The sequence below is a fragment of the Streptomyces sp. x-80 genome, from assembly GCF_046549095.1.
Lineage (GTDB): Bacteria > Actinomycetota > Actinomycetes > Streptomycetales > Streptomycetaceae > Streptomyces > Streptomyces celluloflavus.
The window spans coordinates 56,986-74,350 of sequence record NZ_JAJPWM010000003.1 but is presented as its reverse complement, the minus strand read 5'-3'; the positions used below and the strand labels follow the sequence as shown (position 1 = coordinate 74,350).

The following is a 17,365-nucleotide window of genomic DNA, read 5'->3' as shown; positions in this document are numbered from 1 at the left end:
ACGATCGCCGACGTGTCGAACGGCAGTACATTCCCCCCGCACCGCCGCCCGCGCGGCACCCTGCTCGCCGCCCTGGCCGCCCTGGTGGCCGTCGCTCTCGCGGGCTGGCTGATCTGGCGGGCGCAGGGCGGTGAGCCACCGCGGGCGGGCGCGCCCACGGCCGGTGGCGCACCGACCGGCGGCGCGGACCCGGCCGGCGGCACCCCGCCCCCGGAGAAGAAGGGCGGCAACGGCGGCAGCGGCACGGAGCCGCCGGGCAGCCTCCGGGGCAAGGTCGTCGTCCTCGATCCCGGCCACAATCCGCGCAACCGCGAGCACGGCCACGAGATCGCCCGGCAGGTGGAGATCGGCAACGACCGCAAGGAGTGCGACACCACCGGCACCGCCACGAATGACGGTTACGCCGAGGCGTCCTTCACCCTGGACGTCGCCCGCCGGGCCCGCGCCCTCCTCCAGGAGCGGGGCGCCACGGTGGTGTTCACCCAGGACGACGACCGCCCGTACGGCCCGTGCGTGGACGAACGCGCCGCCATCGGGAACACCGCGCACGCCGACGCCGCGGTCTCCGTGCACGCCGACGGCTCGGCCGTCGGCAACCGCGGCTTCCATGTCATCCTCCCCGAGCGCGTCAGGGCGGGCGCGGCCGACACCGCCGCCATCGTGGCGCCCTCCCGCGCCCTGGGTGAGCGGCTGGTGAGCCGGTTCGCGGCGGTGACCGGAAGCGCACCGTCCAATTACCTCGGCGGCGGTACGGGACTCGACCCACGCTCCGATCTCGGCGGCCTCAACCTTTCGAAGGTGCCGAAGGTGTTCATCGAGTGCGGCAATATGCGCGATCCGAAGGATGCCGCGCAATTGACCGACGCGCAGTGGCGGCAAAAGGCGGCGCGCGGGATCACCGAGGGCATTACGGACTTCTTGACGCGCTGACCTCGGCCGGTGTTACCGCTGCCGATAGCGCGTCGATACCCGGAAGACGGCCCGCCGGATTCGGCGAAGGGTTCCCCTTTACGATGGGGGGCCGCCGTGCCCCTACCACGCACATCAGTCACAGCGTCAACAACAGCCACAGCAACGACCCGAATCCCGAACCGGCAAAGGACCCTTACGTGAACATCCGCTCCCTCACTAGAGGCGACGGCGTGGTGATCGGAGCAGCGGTGGTGCTGTTCATCGCCTCGTTCCTCGGCCTCTACTCGACCGGCTCCACCGAGTGCGCCGGCAAGCTCTGCCCGTCGATCACCGCCCCGAACGCCTGGGACGCCCTGCCCCTGCTGATGAGCGTGTACCTGGCGGGCGTGATCGCGGCCGCGCTGATCGTCGTCGCCCGCGCGCTGCCGCAGCCCCGCAAGGTCGCCGGTTTCGAGCTGGGCCAGGTCGGCGCCACACTGGCCGTCTTCGTCGCCTGGAACGCGTTCTGGTGGATCGTCAACAGCAGCGGTGCGTCCGGGGGCCTGATCCTCGGTCTGATCGGCGCCCTCGTCCTGGCGGGCGCGGCGGTGGCCACCCCGCTGGTGCCCGCGCTCGGCGTCCCCCTGCTCGGCGCGCCCAAGCCGCAGGCCCCGTCCCCGTACGGCGCGGGTCCGGCCACGGGCTACGGCTACCCCGGCGCGCAGCAGGGCGGGTACGGCTACCCGGGCGGCCAGCAGGTCCAGCCCGGCCAGCCGGCCTACGGCGGCCAGCAGGCGCCCGCCGGTGCCACGGCCGGCGGTCAGCAGGCCGCACCCGTGGAGTTCGCGCCGTTCTGGTTCGCGGTGCCCGTCGCGCGCCCGCTGTACCCCGAGGACGGTTCGCCGACGCCGATCGCCGAGCTGGCGCCCGGCACCTGGTACCTCGCCGTGGAGCAGCGCGGCCCGGCCCTGATCGCGCAGACCCAGGACGGCCGGCGCGGCGTGCTCCAGGACACCACCGGCATCCAGCGCGGCTGACACCGGACACCCGGCGGTCCTTTCCCGGCCCCTCGCCCCCGCGGGCGAGGGGCCGTTGCGCTGTCCGCGGCCGGGCCGTACAGTTCCCGCACCGCGCCCGCCTGACGCACCGTCAGCTGTGTCGCCGGCGGCGGCGCACCGGCGGAGAGGGGCGGGCATGCGACTCGGGCTGGCACTGGGCTACTGGGGCCGCGGCCCCGATCCCCGGCATCTCGCACTCGCCCGCGAGGCCGAGCGGCTGGGCTACGACTCGGTGTGGACCGCGGAGGCGTGGGGCTCGGACGCGTTCACCGCACTCACCTGGATCGCCGCCCACACCTCCCGGATCAGACTGGGGACCGGTATCGCGCAGATGGCCGCCCGCACCCCCACCGCCACCGCGATGCACGCGCTCACCCTCGACCATCTCTCCGGCGGCCGGCTGCTGCTGGGCCTGGGGCTGTCCGGTCCGCAGGTCGTCGAGGGGTGGTACGGCCGGCCGTTCCCCCGGAGCCCGCTGACCGCGACCCGCGAGTACGTGGACGTGATCCGCCAGGTCCTGCGCAGGGAGGGGCCGGTGGTGGCGGACGGCCGCTTCCACTCGCACCCCTACCGCGGAGCGGACGGGACCGGGCTGGGCAAACCGCTCCGGTCCATCACCCACCCGCTGCGCGCCGCACTGCCCATCCTGCTGGGCGCCGAGGGCCCCAAGAACATCGCCCAGACGACCCGGATCGCGGACGGCTGGCTGCCGCTGTACTGGTCGCCGATGCGTACCGGCATCCACCGGGCGTCCCTGTCCGACGCCCCGGCCGGTTTCCTGATCGCCCCGCTGGTCCGCGCGGTGGTCTGCGACGACATCGCCGAGGGGCTGCTGCCGGTCAAGGCGATGCTCGGCTTCTACATCGGCGGGATGGGGCACGCGGCCCACAATTTCCATGCCGATCTGATGGCCCGTATGGGCTTCGAGACGGCGGCCCGGCGGGTGCAGGAGCTGTTTCTCCAGGGCCGCAAGGAGGAGGCGGTGCTCGCCGTGCCGGACGCCTTCGCCGATGAGATCTCACTGGTCGGGCCGCGCGAACGGATCGCGGAGCGGCTGGAGTTGTGGCGCGCGGGCCCGGTCACCGACCTGCTGGTCACCGCCCCCGACCCGGACACGCTGCGGGTGCTGGCCGAACTGACCACCTGACGGCGGCCGGGCCACCGTGCCCGGCCCCGTCACGGACCGTACGGCCGCGCCCCCGCGGCGGCTCATTCGAAGGACATCTGCGCCAGCCACTCGTCCAGCAGCGCACGGTCCCCCAGCACCTCGACCCGGTCGCTGTCGGCCGGCAGCCTGCGGTAGAAGACGGCCAGCAGGTCGGTGAGCGGGCCGCGCAGCGCGACCGCGGCCTTCTCGTGGGCGCGGCGGTGGGTGAGCGTCCCGCCCGTCAGGTCGATGAACCATTCGGCGGTCAGCTCGGGCGGGGTGTCGGTGGCGTGCAGATGGATGCTGCGGCCGGGGCCGAGCAGCCGCGCGCCGCGTTCCCCGGCCGCGGGCAGGGCGCACAGCTGGAGCCACTCCTCCAGGCAGTCGGCGGCCACCTCGGACGGCACGTCGAAGGCGGTGCCCGCGGTGAGCGCCGCGTCGGCCCGGTGGATCACCGTCTCATGGGTCATCCGCCGCGCCCAGAACGCCGCGGTCCGCACCGGCGACCAGCTCCACACGGCCGCGTCCGGACCGGCCTCGCGCAGGGCCCGCACGGTCCCCTCGGCGCCCTCCGCCAGCCAGGCGTCCAGGGCCGCCGGATCGTCCCCCGCGGGCCCCGCGACACCGGGTATGTCCGCCTCGTCGACGTCCTCGGTGGCGCGGGTGGCGACCAGCGTCCCGACCCAGCGGTGTGCGGCGCCCACATGCCGGGCGAGCGCGGCGAGCGACCAGTCCGGGCAGGTCGGTACGGTCGCGGCGAGATCGGCGCCGCGCAGCGCGGACCGGAACCGCTCGGTCTCGGCGAGGAGTTCGGCGCAGTAGCGCTCATGGGTGAGCGAACCTTGGAGAGTCATGAGCCGCACCCTAAGGTGCGGCCGCCCGGCTCAGCCTCCCAATTGTGCGGCGGTCGGCACCTTGTCGGTCACCTCGGCACCCGCGCTCCGGCCCGCGCCCTTGACGTTGTTGATGACCTTCTCGAACGAGCCGACATCGGCGTCCCCCGCATCACCCTTGCGGAGCTTGCCGCCCAGGTTCTTGAGCGACTCGATACCGCTGGAGAGCGGGGTGAGGGCCTTGGAGAGCAGCGGATCGCCCTTGGCGTTGACCACCGCGGCCTTGAGCCTGTTGTAGGTGAAGGCACCGGCCAGACCGGCCTTGACCAGGGCGAAGGTCCGGCCGTCCGCGCCCTTTTTGAACGTGCCCGCCTTGAACGGCTTCACGATCCACTGGTAGGTGGCGCCCGCCGCCAGGCCCGCGTTGGCCACGAAACGGGTCTTGGCGAACTTCTGCTTCTCCACAGAGCTGCTCGGGCTGGGCGCCGCCGCGCTGTTGTCGCCGCCCGTGTTCTTGTTCTTGCCGCAGGCGACGGCGCCGGTCAGCAGACTGCCGGCCAGCAGCAGCGCGACGGCGCCCCGCCGGACCGACCCCCCGGGGCGCGGCGGTGCGTCGGGAGCCGACCGGGCGGACGGGCGGACGGGGCGGGCGTCGGTGAGGGACGAGGGCAGGGACACGGCGCGCCTCCGGCGGGCGTTGTCTTACGCGGACCACACCCCCGCAGCCTTACCCGGCCGCCCTCACCCCGTCACCCGCAAACGCCCGTTCGGCGCATCCCTACGCGAGTTCCGGCCACCGGCCACCGGCCGCCGCCCGCGCCCGGCGGCCGGGGCCACCGCCTACCGGCAGCAGTCCGGGTCGAGCCCGGTCGGCAGCCGTTCACCGCCGAAGACCGAGGTGGTGGCCTCGTCACCGCCCAGCGCGGCCACCGCGAGCAGCAGCGATCCGGCCGTCCAGGAGGTGCGTTCGCGCGGCCAGATGGCGTCGTCGTCGAAGACGTAACCGGTCCAGTACATGCCGTCCTCGGCGCGCAGATGCTGCATCCAGGCGAGAATCTGTACCGCGCGGTCGGACTCCCCCATCGCCCACAGCGTGAGGGCCAGCTCCGCGCTCTCGCCGCCGGTCACCCAGGGGTTGGGCAGGACGCAGCGCACACCGAGGCCGGGCACCACGAAGCGCTCCCAGTCCGCGTCGATCCGGGCGGTGGCGGCCGCACCGCGCACCGCGCCGCCCAGGACCGGGTAGTACCAGTCCATGGAGTAGCGGGCCTTGTCCAGAAACCGTTCGGGGTGCCGGCGTATCGCGTGGCCGAGGCGGCCCAGGGCCAGTTCCCAGTCGGGCTGCGGTTCCTCGCGCTGGTCGGCGAGCGCGAGCGCGCAGCGCAGCGCCTGATAGACGGAAGAGGAGCCGGTGAGCAGCGCGTCGGTGACGGGGCTGCCGTCGTCCTCGCGCTTCCAGCCGATCTCGCCGCCGGGCTGCTGGAGTTCCAGGACGAATTCGATCGCCGCGAAGACGGCGGGCCACATGCGGTCGAGGAAGGTCTCGTCGCCGGTGGACAGGAAGTGGTGCCAGACGCCGACGGCGACATACGCGCAGAAGTTGGTCTCCCGGCCCCGGTCGGTCGGCGCCGCGGCGTCCCCGTCGGCGTACGCCGCGTACCAGGAGCCGTCCGGGTTCTGATGCCGGCGCAGCCAGTCGTACGCGGCCTCGGCGCGCTCGTGTGCGCCGGCGGCGTCCAGCGCCATGGCGGCCTCGGTGTGGTCCCACGGGTCGAGGTGGTGGCCGCGGAACCACGGGATCGCGCCGTCCGTGCGCTGGGCCGCCACGATGCCCGCGACCGTACGGGCCGCCTGCTCGGCGGTGAGCACCCCCGGCAGGACCAGCCGCTCGGTACGCCCGGGACTGGTCACTTGGCGGCCCCGGCGGAGGACTTGGCGGCCTGGGGGGCGGACGTGGCCGGCTCGCCCGTCCCGGCGGCGGTCCCGGCGGCGGCCGGGGCCTCCGCCCACGGGTCCGCGTCGTGCCGTGCGGGGGTCTGCGGCTTGGTGGCGTAGGCGACGAAGCTCTTGCCGATGACGGGGTTGAGCGCCTGCTCGGCGAGCCGGGTGGCCAGGGGCTTCTTCATGATGTCCCAGACCAGCAGCTTGTGGTACGCCCGCACCGGCAGCGCCGTGTCGTTGTCCACGCCGAACGCGCATTTGAGCCACCAGTACGGGCTGTGCAGTCCGTGCGCGTGGTGGGTGCCGTACGGCTTCAGTCCGGCCTCGCGCATCTTGCCGAGCAGTTCGTCGCCCCGGTAGATACGGATATGGCCGCCCTCGACCTCGTGGTAGGCGTCGCTGAGCGCCCAGCAGACCTTCTCGGGGCCGTAGCGGGGGACGGTGACGGCGATCCGGCCGCCGGGGCGCAGCACCCGCACCATCTCGGCGAGCACCCCCTTGTCGTCCGGGATGTGCTCCATCACCTCGGAGATGATCACGACATCGAAGCTGTCGTCGGGGAACGGCAGGGCCAGCGCGTCCCCCTCCATCGCGGTGGCGGTGGCGCCCGCCGGGGCCTCGCCCGCCTCCTTCATCGCGGCGAACCACTTGGCGACCTCGCGGATCTCCTCGCCATTGCGGTCGAGCGCGACGACCTGCGCGCCGCGCCGGTAACACTCGAAGGCGTGCCGGCCCGCGCCGCAGCCCAGGTCGAGTACGCGGTCGCCCGGGGCGAGCGGGAAGCGGGAAAAGTCGACGGTCAGCACGGCGTTCTGCTTTCGTCCGGCGGTTCATGGCGGTGGTGGCTGCTGCGGGGAGGGCTGGCGGAGGAGGCGCGGGGGCGCACGGTGGCCGGGTGCGCGGCCGCCGGCGGGGCGGGTGCCGGGCGGGGCGCCAGGGACATCAGCCGCGTCCGGCGGCGCTCGGTGCGGGCGCGGCATCGGAGGTTCTCCCGGACGGCGTCCGGGGGACGGTGCGGGCGGCGGGCGGGCCGGCCTGGCGGGCGATGGCTTCGCGGTAGCGCTCGGCGGTGCCGATGGCCGCCTGCCGCCAGGTGAAGCGGGCCAGCACCCGCTCCCGGCCGGCCGCGCCGAGGCGGCGGCGCAGCGCGTCATCGCCCAGCAGCCGCAGCAGCCCGGCGGCCAGCGCGCCGGCGTCGCCCGGGGGCACCGCCAGACAGGTCTCGCCGTCGGGCCCGGCGACCTCCGGGATGGCGCCGCCCGTGGTGGCCAGCAGCGGGGTGCCGGTGGCCATCGCCTCGGCGGCGGGCAGCGAGAAGCCCTCGTAGAGGGAGGGGACGCAGGCGAGCTGGGCGCCGCGCACCAGGTCGACGAGTTCGGCGTCGCTGATGCCCTTAACGAACTCGATGGCGCCGGACAGGCCGTACCGCTCGATGGCGGCGGCGACCGGGCCGTCGTCGGCGCGCTTGCCGACGACCACCAGATGCGCGTCGGGGCGTTCGGTGCGGACCTTGGCGAGCGCCTCCACGAGGTGGATCAGCCCCTTGAGCGGTACGTCCGCGCTGGAGGTCGTCACGATCCGGCCCGGCACCTCGGCCACGGACGGATCAGGCGAGAAGAGGTCGGTGTCGGCGCCGATGGGCACGACATGGATCCGGCCGTCCCGTACACCCAGGTCGTCCACGATCTCCTGGCGGGACGAGCCGGAGACGGTGAGCACCGAGGGCAGCCGGCGGGCGACCCGCTTCTGCATCCGGGTGAAGCCGTACCAGCGGCGGACGGAGGCGCGGCGGCGCCAGTCGCCGGCGGCGGCCAGGTCGAGCCGCCGGTCGACGGTGATGGGGTGGTGGACGGTGGTGACCAGCGGGGCGCCCAGGGCGCGGGGGCCGCCGAGCAGGCCGTAGCCGAGCGTCTGGTTGTCGTGCACGACGTCGAACTCACCGCGCCGGGCGGCGAGATGGCGCCGGGCCCGCAGCGAGAAGGTCAGCGGTTCGGGGAAGCCGCCGGTCCACATCGTGGCGACTTCGAGGGCGTCGATCCAGTCGCGGTACTCACCGCGCCGGGGCGTGCGGAACGGGTCGGGCTGGCGGTAGAGGTCCAGGCTCGGCAGCTCGGTCAGCGGCACGCCCTCGTCGAGGACGGGGTAGGGCTGCGCGCCGATCACCTCGACGGTGTGGCCGAGGCGGGCCAGTTCGCGGGAGAGATGGCGTACGTAGACGCCCTGCCCGCCACAGAACGGGTTCCCCTTATACGTGAGCATCGCGATACGCAGAGGGCGGTCGCCGTGCGCCGGGGCGACGCCCGCGGGGCCTGTTGCGGGGCGGGGCGTGGCTGCCTGGACGGCCTCTGCGGTCACGCGCGGCCCCCTTCATCACTGGACTTCCGCCGGAGCGTAACCGCTGGCGGTAATCTAGAACAAGTTTCAGAACTGATTGGCTACTGATCAGTTAACGGAGCTTCGAATCTACCGGCCGAGAGGGAGGCGAAAAGAGCCACACCAGGTGATTCGCGCCACCACCCGCCCCCCTGCCATGCTGTGGCGATCACACCACCGGCACTCGCCCTCTCGCGGACGGAATGCCACGGAATGGGAAATATGACTACGGAATCCAAGGCGGCCAAACCGTCGCTTCCCCCGAGTCCTCCCCTGACCGAGCGTCAGGAGGCCAGGCGCCGCCGCATCCTGCACACCAGCGCCCGGCTGGCCAGCCGTGGCGGCTTCGACGCCGTGCAGATGCGCGAGGTCGCCGAGTCCTCGGGCGTCGCACTCGGCACCCTCTACCGCTACTTCCCCTCCAAGGTGCATCTGCTGGTCGCGACCATGCAGGACCAGCTCCAGCACATGCACGAGACGCTGCGCAAGCGGCCGCCGTCGGAGCAGGACCCGGGCGCGCGGGTCGCGCAGACCCTGATGCGGGCGTTCCGCGCGCTCCAGCGCGAACCGCACCTCGCGGACGCGATGGTGCGCGCGCTGACCTTCGCGGACCGCTCGGTCAGCCCGGAGGTGGACACCGTCTCCCGGCTGACCACCGCGATCATCCTGGACGCGATGGCCCCGCCCCCCAGCCGCCAGCACCCCGCGCAGGAGCTGCCGCACCCCGCCCGGTCCGCCACCCCCGAGCAGCTCTCCGCGGTCCGGGTCATCGAGCACACCTGGCATTCGGCGCTGATCACCTGGCTGTCGGGACGTGCCTCGATCGCCCAGGTGAAGATAGACATCGAGACGGTCTGCCGACTGATCGACATCACGACACCGGAGCCGGGACCGGAGTCGGCAGCGGAGCCGGGAGCGCGTACGGGGGCGACGCCGCGCGACCGCTGAGACGGCTGCCGCGCGGCGGGACGGGGACGTACGGGATGCGTACGGCGACGGGGACGCTCCGGGGACGGGCCCGCGCGGGCGTACGACACCCGTAGGGGCACGTACCCGGAACCGGGCGGGCGGGCCGCGCGGCCGGACCGCGCTCACTCCTCCGGCGGGAAGACCGCCGCACCGCTGCCCGCGACCGTGAGGGTGATCGCCTCGACCGGGCACCCCTCGGCCGCCGCCAGCACGCTCTCGGCGGCGTCCGTCTCCGGTGCCACGGGGTGCGACCGCCGGGCCGGGCCGAGGCGGAAGCCGTCCGGTGCCGCGCCGACGCACATCCCGGACCCGATGCACACGCTCCGGTCCACCGCCACCCGCCAGCGCTCGCCCATCACGCACCGGCCGGCAGATGGATCATCTTGTGCTCCAGGTACTCGCCGAACCCCTCGGGCCCGAACTCCCGCCCGATCCCGGAGTTCTTGTAGCCGCCGAACGGGCCGAGCATGTCGATGCTGAAGGTGTTCACCGAGTACGTGCCGGTGCGTACCCGCCGCGCGATGTCGATGCCGTGCTCGGTATCCGCCGTCCACACCGAGCCCGACAGCCCGTACTCCGAGTCGTTGGCGATCCGTACCGCCGCCGCCTCGTCCTCGTACGGCAGCAGGCAGATGACCGGGCCGAAGATCTCCTCGCGGGCGATCCGCATGGCGTTGTCGACCTCGCCGAAGAGAGTGGGCTCGACGTACCAGCCCGTCGGCTGCCCCTTCGGCTGTCCGCCGCCGGTCAGGACCTCGGCGCCTTCCTGGCGGCCGAGCGCGATGTAGTCGAGCGACCGCTGCTGCTGGCGCCGTGCGACCAGCGGGCCCACCTCGGTGGCCGGGTCCAGCGGGTCGCCCACGGTCAGTGCGGCGGCCGCCGCGGCGAACCGTTCGGCGATCTCGCCGTAGCGGGCGCGCGGGACGAGGATGCGCGTCTGGGCCACGCACGCCTGGCCGTTGATCATCCAGGCGAACGGGACGATGCCGGCCACCGCCGCGTCGAGATCCGCGTCCGGCAGGATCACCGCCGCGGACTTGCCGCCGAGTTCCAGCGTGACGCGGCTGAGGTTGCGGGCGGCGACCTCCATGACCCGCTTGCCCGCCGCCACCGAGCCGGTGAACGACACCTTGTCGACGTCCGGATGCCCGACCAGGTACTCACTCACCGCCCGGTCCGCGGGCAGAATCGACAGCACCCCGGCCGGCAGTCCGGCCTCGGTCGCGATCTCGGCGAGGAGGTACGCGTCCAGCGGGGTCTCCGGCGACACCTTCAGGACCACCGAGCAGCCGGCCAGCAGCGCCGGCGCGAGCTTGGCGGCGGCGGTGAACTGCGGGACGTTCCACGGCACCACGGCCGCCACCACCCCGACCGGCTCGCGCCGCACCAGCAGCGGCCCCAGGATCCCGGCCCGCCGTTCCTCGAAGGGGAAGTCCCGGGCGACGGTGAGTGCCGCGTCCCACACCAGCATCGCGGCCAGCGACTGCACCATGACACCGGAGGTGACCGGGGTGCCGTTCTCGGCGCTGATGACCTTGGCGAACTCCTCGCTGCGCGCCGCGAACGCGTCCTTGATCCGGGTCACCACCGCGATCCGGTCCGCCAGCGGGGCGTTGGCCCAGACCCCGGACGCGAAGGACGTACGGGCCGCGGCCACCGCCCGGTCCACATCGGCCCGCGAGGCGTGCGGGACGCGGCCGATGACCTGTTCGGTGTGCGGCGAGACGACCTCGATCGTGTCGCTGCCGGCCGGATCGACCAACTCACCGCCTATATAGAGCTTTCCGTGCTCGACGAGGTCGCTCATCGCTGCCGCCTCCTGCGGGTTGGCCGCCGGTGTCCGGTAAGGGGTTTCCGTCTCTCGATGGTCCGGGGTGAACTCCGGAGGGGGACTCCTGGGGCTGAGGGCGCTCGGGGTGGCTGAGGGGGGCCTCAGCGGTGGTCCCCCTACGGGGTGCTCCCCGCGGCGTGTCCTCCGTGGCGGTTCCCGAAGATTTCTGACTGCCCATCAGGAATCTCCTCCTCAGGAACTGATACCAGTTCCCGTTCGAGGCGTCCACCCTTCCGCCTCCCCTCCTCACCCCCAACTCACGCTTCCGAAGGGCCACTTCAGACAGCACCGGACACCTCGCTGGAACCCGTTCTAGCTATAGTGGCCGGCGAGCAGGTCACGCCGAGAGGGGGCCGGGATGACACAGGTGATCGACCACCGGGGCGGGGTGTGGAGCATCGCCGTCCCCATCCCCGACAATCCGCTCGGCCACACCCTCGTCCACCTCCTGGAGACCGACCGCGGACCGGTGCTCATCGACACCGGCTGGGACGACCCGGACTCCTGGGACACCCTCGTCGCCGGCGTCGCGGCCTGCGGATTCGCCGTCACCGACCTGCACGGCGTACTGATCACCCACCACCACCCCGACCATCACGGCCTGTCGGCCGCGGTGCGGGAGGCATCCGGCGCCTGGATCGCCATGCACGCCGCGGACACCGCCATGGTCCGCCGCACCCGCGAGGCCGAACCGGGCAGCTGGCTCGACTTCCTGACCGCCAAGCTCACGACGGTCGGCGCACCGGAGGACCATCTGGCACCCCTGCGGGAGGCGCGCGCCAAGAGGCACGGGGCAGCGCGGTCCGGCCGCCCGCCCGCGCTGCCGGACCGTGAGATCAGCCCCGGCGCCCTGCTCGACCTGCCGGGCCGCCGGCTGCGCGCCATCTGGACGCCCGGACATACGCCGGGGCACGTCTGCCTGCATCTGGAGGAGGAGCATCCGGGGCGGGGCACGGCGGCGGGTGGTGGTCCAGCGGCGGCGAGCGGTCCGGGCGCCCGCTTCGGCCGGCTCTTCTCCGGTGACCACCTGCTGCCCGGCATCACCCCGCACGTCGGGCTGTACGAGGACCCGGACGACGCGACGGTCACCGACCCGCTGGGCGACTACCTCGGCTCCCTGGAACGGATCGGCCGGCTCGCCCCCGCCGAGGTGCTGCCCGCCCATCAGCACGCCTTCACCGACGCGGGCGGACGCGTACGCGATCTCCTCGCCCACCACGAAGAGCGGCTGGCCGGGCTGCGGACGCTGCTCCGCGACCCGCTCACCCCGTGGCAGCTCGCCGTGGCCATGGAGTGGAACCGTCCCTGGGCGCAGATCCCCTACGGCTCCCGGAACATCGCCGTCTCCGAGGCCGAGGCCCATCTGCGCCACCTGGTGAAACTCGGCCACGCGGAACCGGTGCCGGGCTCCGACCCCACGACGTACCAGGCCGTGTAGCGCCGTATCGGACGGCCCGTGCCGAGCCACCGGAAGACCGCGCCCAGCAGGCCGTACCCGGTCGGCGCGCCGCACGCCGTATCGGCCGGATCGTGCGGCCGGAGGGCCCGCCGTCCCCGGCCCACCGGGGCTAAAATGGGCGCCCTGGGCAATCAGTGATCGTTCTCCCCTCGGAGGTCCTCATGGGCGCATTGCGGGGTGTGGCCGCGACGGCCCTCGGCGTGGCCCGTATCCGGGCGGCCGAAAGCGCCCGCGATGACCGGCTGTTCGACGATCCCTACGCCGCCGCGTTCGTGTCCGCGGCCGCGGCCCCGGAGCCACCCGCCGCCCCGCCCCGTTCCGACGGCTCCGAGGTGCCCGCGGCCCGGTACGACGCGTTCTACCGCGGGCTCTCGCGGCACGTCGTGCTGCGCACCCGTTTCTTCGACGACTACCTCATGGCCGCGACCGAGGAACACGGCATCCGCCAGGTGGTGATCCTCGCCACGGGGCTGGACACCCGTGCGTTCCGGCTGGCCTGGCCCGGTGGCGTACGCCTCTTCGAGATCGACCTGCCGGACGTGCTCGCCTTCAAGCACCGCGTCCTCGCCGAGCAGCGGGCCCGGCCGCGCTGTGCGCGCACCGCCCTCGCCGCCGATCTGCGCAAGGACTGGCCGGCCCCGCTCCGGGCCGCGGGCTTCGTACCGGACGAGCCGACCGCGTGGCTCATCGAGGGCCTGCTGGTCTATCTCTCGGCGGATGAGGCCGCGCGGCTGCTGACCGCCGTCGGCGAGCAGTCCGCTCCCGGCAGCCGGCTCGCCTTCCCCGGTGCCGGTGACTTCCGCGGCAGCCCGATGATGGCCGCCGGCCGCGCGATCCCCTCGATGCGCGAGATCAGTGCTCTCTGGAAGGGCGGCCTGTCCGAGGCCGCCCCCGCCTGGCTCGCCCGCCACGGCTGGCATGCGCGCACCCACCCCCGCGCCACCGTCGCCGCCTCCTACGGCCGCGCCGACTGGGTCCCCCCGCACAGCCACACCGCCAGCAGCGGGGCATTCGTCGTGGCCGTACGCGGAGACGGGGAGGCGGACCGGGAGGCGGACGGGGAGCCGGCCGACCCTCGGTGAGGTCCGGGCCCCCTCCGGTGTGGCGTGCGCCGTCCGTACGGCAGGCGCCTCGTGTCCTGTTGCGGCCGGCGCCTCGTACCGCGCGGCGGGCGCCTGCCGTGCGGCGGTGACCGGGGAGGGCGCCGCGCGTGGCGGGCCGAGCCCTCGGGTCCGCGGTCGTACGGGCGAGCGGTCCCGGGCCGGGCGGCGGTTAAAGTGGGCCGGACAACTTCATCCGTGCCCGATCGGGGGAAGCCGGTGGAAATCCGGCGCTGACCCGCAACCGTGAGGACGGCCCGGCCGCACACCGCGGCACCGGGGCCGTACGAGCCGGAGCACCCGGTGGGGCACGGTCAAGGCTCCCGCCGCCGGAACCGCCCGCTCATGCGGACGGCCGGTGCGCGGCACCGTCGAGGTATACGGAGCTGAGCCCGGTGCCACCGCGCCCGATCGGGAGATCGGCGCGCGGGTGGGGGCCGAGCGCGGCTGCGTACCCACCGCTGCGAACCGACCCGAGAGGCACCGACCCGATGGCCCCCATGGCCCTTCCCTTCGCCGTCCAGGCACGCCGTGCCGCCACGGCACTGGCCACCGCCGCCGTACTGGGCGCCACCGCTGCCCCCGCCGCGTTCGCCGACTCCGCCGCGCCCGCCGCCGAGTCCCCCGAGCTGCCCGCCGGGCTGTACGGCACCAAGGACCCGCAGTACGACGGCGTCTGGCGGCAGTCGCTGGCGCTGCTCGCCCAGCACACGGTGGGCGTGCGGCCCGCGACATCGGCCGTCGACTGGCTCGCCGGGCAGCAGTGCGCCGACGGCTCGTTCACCGCCTTCCGTGCCGACCCGGCCAAGGCGTGCGACGCCAAGACGATGCGGGACACCAACCAGACGGGTGCCGCGGTGCAGGCGCTGGCCGCGCTCGGCGGCCGCAGCGACGTGGTGCAGAAGGCCATGACCTGGCTGAAGTCCGTGCAGAACGACGACGGCGGCTGGAGCTCGATGGCCGGTGCGCCCAGCGACGCCAACTCCACGTCGGTGGTCATCGGCGCGCTCGCCGCGGCGGGTGAGAAGCCGGCGTCGGTGACGTCGAAGAAGGGGAACAAGACCCCCTACGACGCGCTGCTGGCCCTCCAGCTGGGCTGCGACGCGAAGGAGGGGGAGCGCGGCGCGTTCGCCTTCCAGCCCAAGGACGGCGCGCTGGCCCCGAACGCCTACGCCACCTCGGCCGCCGCGCTGGGCGCCCTGGGCAAGGGCTTCGTCGTCGACCCCGCGGGCAAGGACGTGACCGAGCCGGTCAAGCCGCTGACCTGCGAGGGCGGGGGCACCAAGCAGGCCACGGCCGATCCGGAGCAGGCCGCTTCGGGCGCGGACGCCTATCTGGTCGCGCAGCTGGACAAGAACGGCCAGCACCTGCTGTCCGCGATGCCGGGCGCCGAGAGCCAACCGGACGTCGCCAACACCGCCACCGCGGTCGTCGCCCTGGCCGCCGGATCGCACGGCGCGGCCGCGCAGCAGCCGCTGAAGTGGCTGGAGAAGAACTCGGCGGACTGGGCCGCGCAGCAGGGCCCGGCCGCGTACGCCCAGTTGGTGCTGGCCGCCCACGCCACCGGCGCCGACCCCCGCGCCTTCGGCGGCAAGGACCTGGTGACCGCGCTCAACGACACCGGCCCCAAGCCGGCCGGCAGCGCGGCGCCGTCCACCGCCCCCGAGAAGGACGCGACCGACAACGACGAAGGCTCCGGCATGTGGTGGTTCGTCCTCGTCGGGCTCGCCATCGGTGCCGGTATCGGCTTCCTGCTGAGCGGCCGCCGGAAGAAGAACCAGCTCTGATGCGGCGCACCCGGACCCTCTCGCGGCGCGCCCGGATCCTCGGCACCCTGCTGCTGGCCGGTGCGGTCACCGGCCTGGGCGCCGCGCCCGCGCAGGCGCAGGAGTACCGCTACTGGTCGTTCTGGGACGGCAAGGGCGGCTCGTGGGCGTACGCGACGGAAGGGCCGGCCACCCTGCGGCCGGCCGACGGCGCCGTCGCGGGCTTCCGGTTCACCGTCAGCGCCGACTCCGCCGCGGCCGGTACACCGCGCGCGGCCGCCGACTTCGACGCGATCTGCGCCCGGACCCCCGCCAAGGACGGCGACAAGCGGATCGGCGTCGTCATCGACTTCGGCACCGCGGCGGACGCGTCCGGCGGCGAGACACCGCCCCAGGCCAGAACGGAGTGCGCCCGGATACCGAAGGACGCCTCGGCGGGCGATGCGCTGGCCGCGGTCGCCCGGCCGCTGCGCTACGACTCCAACGCGCTGCTGTGCGCCATCGCCGGCTATCCGAAGTCGGGGTGCGCGGACCAGGTGAGCGGGTCCGGGTCCGGCGGGTCGGGGGCCTCGGCCTCGTCGTCCTCGGCGTCCTCCGCCCCGGCGGCGTCGTCCGGTTCCGGGACGGCGGCCGACGGTGGTGGCGGGGCCGACGGCGGTCCGTCCGCCGGGCTGCTCGGCGGTATCGCGGCCGTCGTCGTACTGGGTGCGGCCGCCGTGTGGCAGGCCCGCCGCCGGCGCGGATGAGCGCCCCGCCGGCCACCCGTACCACCGCGCTGCACGCGGGCGCGTGGTGGCTGTGGGCTCTCGGCCTGGCGACCGCGGCCTCGCGCACCACCAATCCGCTGCTGCTCGGACTGCTGATCGGTGTCGCGGGCTACGTCGTCGCGGCCCGCCGTACCGACGCGCCGTGGGCCCGCTCCTACGGCGCCTTCGTCAAGCTCGGCCTGCTGGTGATCGGCATCCGGCTCGTCTTCGCCTTCGTCCTCGGCTCGCCGGTCCCCGGTACGCACACCCTCGTCACGCTCCCCGAAGTACCGCTCCCCGACTGGGCGAAGGGGGTGCGGATCGGCGGCCGGGTCACCGCGGAGGGCATGGTCTTCGCGCTCTACGACGGCCTGAAACTGGCCACCCTGCTGATCTGCGTGGGCGCCGCCAACGCACTCGCCAACCCCGCCCGGCTCCTCAAGTCCCTGCCCGGCGCGCTCTACGAGGCGGGCGTCGCGGTCGTCGTGGCGATGACCTTCGCGCCGAACCTGGTCGCCGATGTGCAGCGGCTGCGCGCCGCCCGCCGGCTGCGCGGCCGCCCCGACCGCGGGTTCAAGGCCCTCCTCCAGGTCGGTGTGCCGGTCCTGGAGGGCGCGCTGGAACGCTCGGTCGCCCTGGCCGCGGCGATGGACGCACGTGGCTACGGCCGCACCGCCCGTGTCCCGCACGCCGTACGGCACACCACCTCGGTACTCACCCTCGGCGGCCTGCTGGGCGTCTGCGCCGGCACCTACGGACTGCTGGCCGAGGCCGGCGCCGGCTACGGGCTGCCGCTGCTGCTCGCCGGACTCGCCGCCGCGCTCGCCGGGCTGTGGCTCGGTGGCCGTCGCTCCGTACGCACCCGTTACCGGCCCGAACGGTGGGGCGCCCGCGCATGGCTCGTCGCGGGTTCCGGCATCGCCGTCGCCGCCCTGATGATCTGGGCGAACAGCTACGCCCCCGCCGCCCTCCACCCGCACGCGATCCCCCTCACCACGCCGGACCTCCCCCTCTGGCCGGCCGCATCCCTGCTCCTCGGCCTGCTCCCGGCCTTCGTCGCACCCGTCCCGCCGACGCCGGGGCGGGGGGCTGGAGCCGACAAGGCCGGTGAACGAGGCGCGGGCGCCGACAGGGCTGGTGAACGACCGGGGGGAGGTGTCGGTAGGACAGGTGGTCGGAGCGCCAGGGCCTGCGCGGGGGCCGATCAGGCCGGTGGGCCGGACGCGGGCACTGGGAACGCCGGTGGGCAAG

15 protein-coding genes, 1 pseudogene and 1 riboswitch are annotated in these 17,365 nt (G+C 74.1%); of the genes and pseudogenes, 9 read left to right on the top strand and 7 right to left on the bottom strand.

The window, feature by feature from the left end:
• Positions 1 to 12 precede the first annotated feature (12 nt).
• The 3 genes from ACLJWH_RS05885 to ACLJWH_RS05875 all read left to right on the top strand — a co-directional run bounded on the left by ACLJWH_RS05885 (position 13) and on the right by ACLJWH_RS05875 (position 3,096).
• The gene (locus ACLJWH_RS05885; RefSeq protein ID WP_411140504.1) at positions 13 to 930 is read left to right on the top strand and encodes an N-acetylmuramoyl-L-alanine amidase; all 918 of its coding nucleotides are present in this window, start codon (positions 13 to 15) and stop codon (positions 928 to 930) included.
• 179 nt (positions 931 to 1,109) lie between these two features.
• The gene (locus ACLJWH_RS05880) at positions 1,110 to 1,928 is read left to right on the top strand and encodes a hypothetical protein (protein ID WP_411140503.1); all 819 of its coding nucleotides are present in this window, start codon (positions 1,110 to 1,112) and stop codon (positions 1,926 to 1,928) included.
• 157 nt (positions 1,929 to 2,085) lie between these two features.
• Entirely contained in the window at positions 2,086 to 3,096 is a 1,011-nt protein-coding gene (locus tag ACLJWH_RS05875; RefSeq protein WP_411140502.1) for an LLM class F420-dependent oxidoreductase, read from the top strand.
• Positions 3,097 to 3,158: 62 nt separating this feature from the next.
• On the opposite strand, the gene ACLJWH_RS05870 is transcribed toward ACLJWH_RS05875, so the two are convergent.
• From ACLJWH_RS05870 to ACLJWH_RS05850, 5 genes are all read right to left on the bottom strand, one after another.
• Positions 3,159 to 3,950, bottom strand: coding sequence for a maleylpyruvate isomerase family mycothiol-dependent enzyme (locus ACLJWH_RS05870; RefSeq protein WP_411140501.1), 792 nt, complete (start codon positions 3,948 to 3,950; stop codon positions 3,159 to 3,161).
• A gap of 30 nt (positions 3,951 to 3,980) precedes the next feature.
• Positions 3,981 to 4,496, bottom strand: coding sequence for a hypothetical protein (locus tag ACLJWH_RS05865; RefSeq protein WP_411140877.1), 516 nt, complete (start codon positions 4,494 to 4,496; stop codon positions 3,981 to 3,983).
• Between the two features lie 273 nt (positions 4,497 to 4,769).
• Positions 4,770 to 5,840, bottom strand: a complete 1,071-nt coding sequence (locus ACLJWH_RS05860; RefSeq protein ID WP_411140500.1) for a prenyltransferase — start codon at positions 5,838 to 5,840, stop codon at positions 4,770 to 4,772.
• Positions 5,837 to 6,676 (bottom strand): class I SAM-dependent methyltransferase, encoded by an 840-nt coding sequence (locus ACLJWH_RS05855; protein WP_411140499.1) that lies wholly within the window; start codon positions 6,674 to 6,676, stop codon positions 5,837 to 5,839. Before ACLJWH_RS05855 ends, ACLJWH_RS05860 begins: the two co-directional genes overlap by 4 nt.
• Before the next feature lie 136 nt (positions 6,677 to 6,812).
• Positions 6,813 to 8,225 carry a glycosyltransferase family 4 protein gene (locus ACLJWH_RS05850; RefSeq protein WP_411140498.1) on the bottom strand — a complete coding sequence of 471 codons (1,413 nt, stop codon included), beginning with the start codon at positions 8,223 to 8,225 and terminating at the stop codon, positions 6,813 to 6,815.
• Between the two features lie 240 nt (positions 8,226 to 8,465).
• Here ACLJWH_RS05850 and ACLJWH_RS05845 point away from each other — a divergent pair, with 240 nt between their 5' ends.
• The gene (locus ACLJWH_RS05845) at positions 8,466 to 9,191 is read left to right on the top strand and encodes a TetR family transcriptional regulator (protein WP_411140497.1); all 726 of its coding nucleotides are present in this window, start codon (positions 8,466 to 8,468) and stop codon (positions 9,189 to 9,191) included.
• Positions 9,192 to 9,334: 143 nt separating this feature from the next.
• Here the strand turns inward: ACLJWH_RS05845 and ACLJWH_RS05840 are convergent, their stop codons facing one another.
• Entirely contained in the window at positions 9,335 to 9,568 is a 234-nt protein-coding gene (locus ACLJWH_RS05840; protein WP_411140496.1) for a ferredoxin, read from the bottom strand.
• Entirely contained in the window at positions 9,568 to 11,019 is a 1,452-nt protein-coding gene (locus ACLJWH_RS05835; RefSeq protein ID WP_411140495.1) for an aldehyde dehydrogenase, read from the bottom strand. The genes ACLJWH_RS05840 and ACLJWH_RS05835 overlap by 1 nt, the downstream gene beginning before the upstream one ends.
• Before the next feature lie 382 nt (positions 11,020 to 11,401).
• On the opposite strand from ACLJWH_RS05835, the gene ACLJWH_RS05830 reads away from it, so the two are divergent.
• The 5 genes and pseudogenes from ACLJWH_RS05830 to ACLJWH_RS05810 form a co-directional block, all read left to right on the top strand.
• Positions 11,402 to 12,481: an MBL fold metallo-hydrolase gene (locus ACLJWH_RS05830; protein WP_411140494.1), complete on the top strand. Its 1,080-nt coding sequence runs from the start codon at positions 11,402 to 11,404 to the stop codon at positions 12,479 to 12,481.
• A 182-nt stretch (positions 12,482 to 12,663) separates the two neighbouring features.
• The gene (locus tag ACLJWH_RS05825) at positions 12,664 to 13,584 is read left to right on the top strand and encodes an SAM-dependent methyltransferase (RefSeq protein ID WP_411140493.1); all 921 of its coding nucleotides are present in this window, start codon (positions 12,664 to 12,666) and stop codon (positions 13,582 to 13,584) included.
• 189 nt (positions 13,585 to 13,773) lie between these two features.
• Positions 13,774 to 13,925: riboswitch (cobalamin riboswitch) on the top strand.
• A gap of 177 nt (positions 13,926 to 14,102) precedes the next feature.
• Complete coding sequence (locus ACLJWH_RS05820) at positions 14,103 to 15,389, top strand: prenyltransferase/squalene oxidase repeat-containing protein (RefSeq protein WP_411140492.1); 1,287 nt, start codon at positions 14,103 to 14,105, stop codon at positions 15,387 to 15,389.
• Positions 15,389 to 16,114 carry an SCO2322 family protein gene (locus ACLJWH_RS05815; RefSeq protein WP_411140491.1) on the top strand — a complete coding sequence of 242 codons (726 nt, stop codon included), beginning with the start codon at positions 15,389 to 15,391 and terminating at the stop codon, positions 16,112 to 16,114. Before ACLJWH_RS05820 ends, ACLJWH_RS05815 begins: the two co-directional genes overlap by 1 nt.
• Positions 16,111 to 17,196: pseudogene (locus ACLJWH_RS05810) on the top strand (energy-coupling factor transporter transmembrane component T); the annotation flags it as partial. The gene ACLJWH_RS05815 and the pseudogene ACLJWH_RS05810, both read left to right, overlap by 4 nt.
• Positions 17,197 to 17,365 lie beyond the last annotated feature (169 nt).

Coding starts and splice junctions, on each gene's coding strand:
- ACLJWH_RS05820 (WP_411140492.1), top strand. CDS start 14,103: ATGGCCCTTCCCTTCGCCGTCCAGGCACGCCGTGCCGCCACGGCACTG.
- ACLJWH_RS05815 (WP_411140491.1), top strand. CDS start 15,389: ATGCGGCGCACCCGGACCCTCTCGCGGCGCGCCCGGATCCTCGGCACC.
- ACLJWH_RS05875 (WP_411140502.1), top strand. CDS start 2,086: ATGCGACTCGGGCTGGCACTGGGCTACTGGGGCCGCGGCCCCGATCCC.
- ACLJWH_RS05835 (WP_411140495.1), bottom strand. CDS start 11,019: ATGAGCGACCTCGTCGAGCACGGAAAGCTCTATATAGGCGGTGAGTTG.
- ACLJWH_RS05870 (WP_411140501.1), bottom strand. CDS start 3,950: ATGACTCTCCAAGGTTCGCTCACCCATGAGCGCTACTGCGCCGAACTC.
- ACLJWH_RS05845 (WP_411140497.1), top strand. CDS start 8,466: ATGACTACGGAATCCAAGGCGGCCAAACCGTCGCTTCCCCCGAGTCCT.
- ACLJWH_RS05830 (WP_411140494.1), top strand. CDS start 11,402: ATGACACAGGTGATCGACCACCGGGGCGGGGTGTGGAGCATCGCCGTC.
- ACLJWH_RS05825 (WP_411140493.1), top strand. CDS start 12,664: ATGGGCGCATTGCGGGGTGTGGCCGCGACGGCCCTCGGCGTGGCCCGT.
- ACLJWH_RS05840 (WP_411140496.1), bottom strand. CDS start 9,568: ATGGGCGAGCGCTGGCGGGTGGCGGTGGACCGGAGCGTGTGCATCGGG.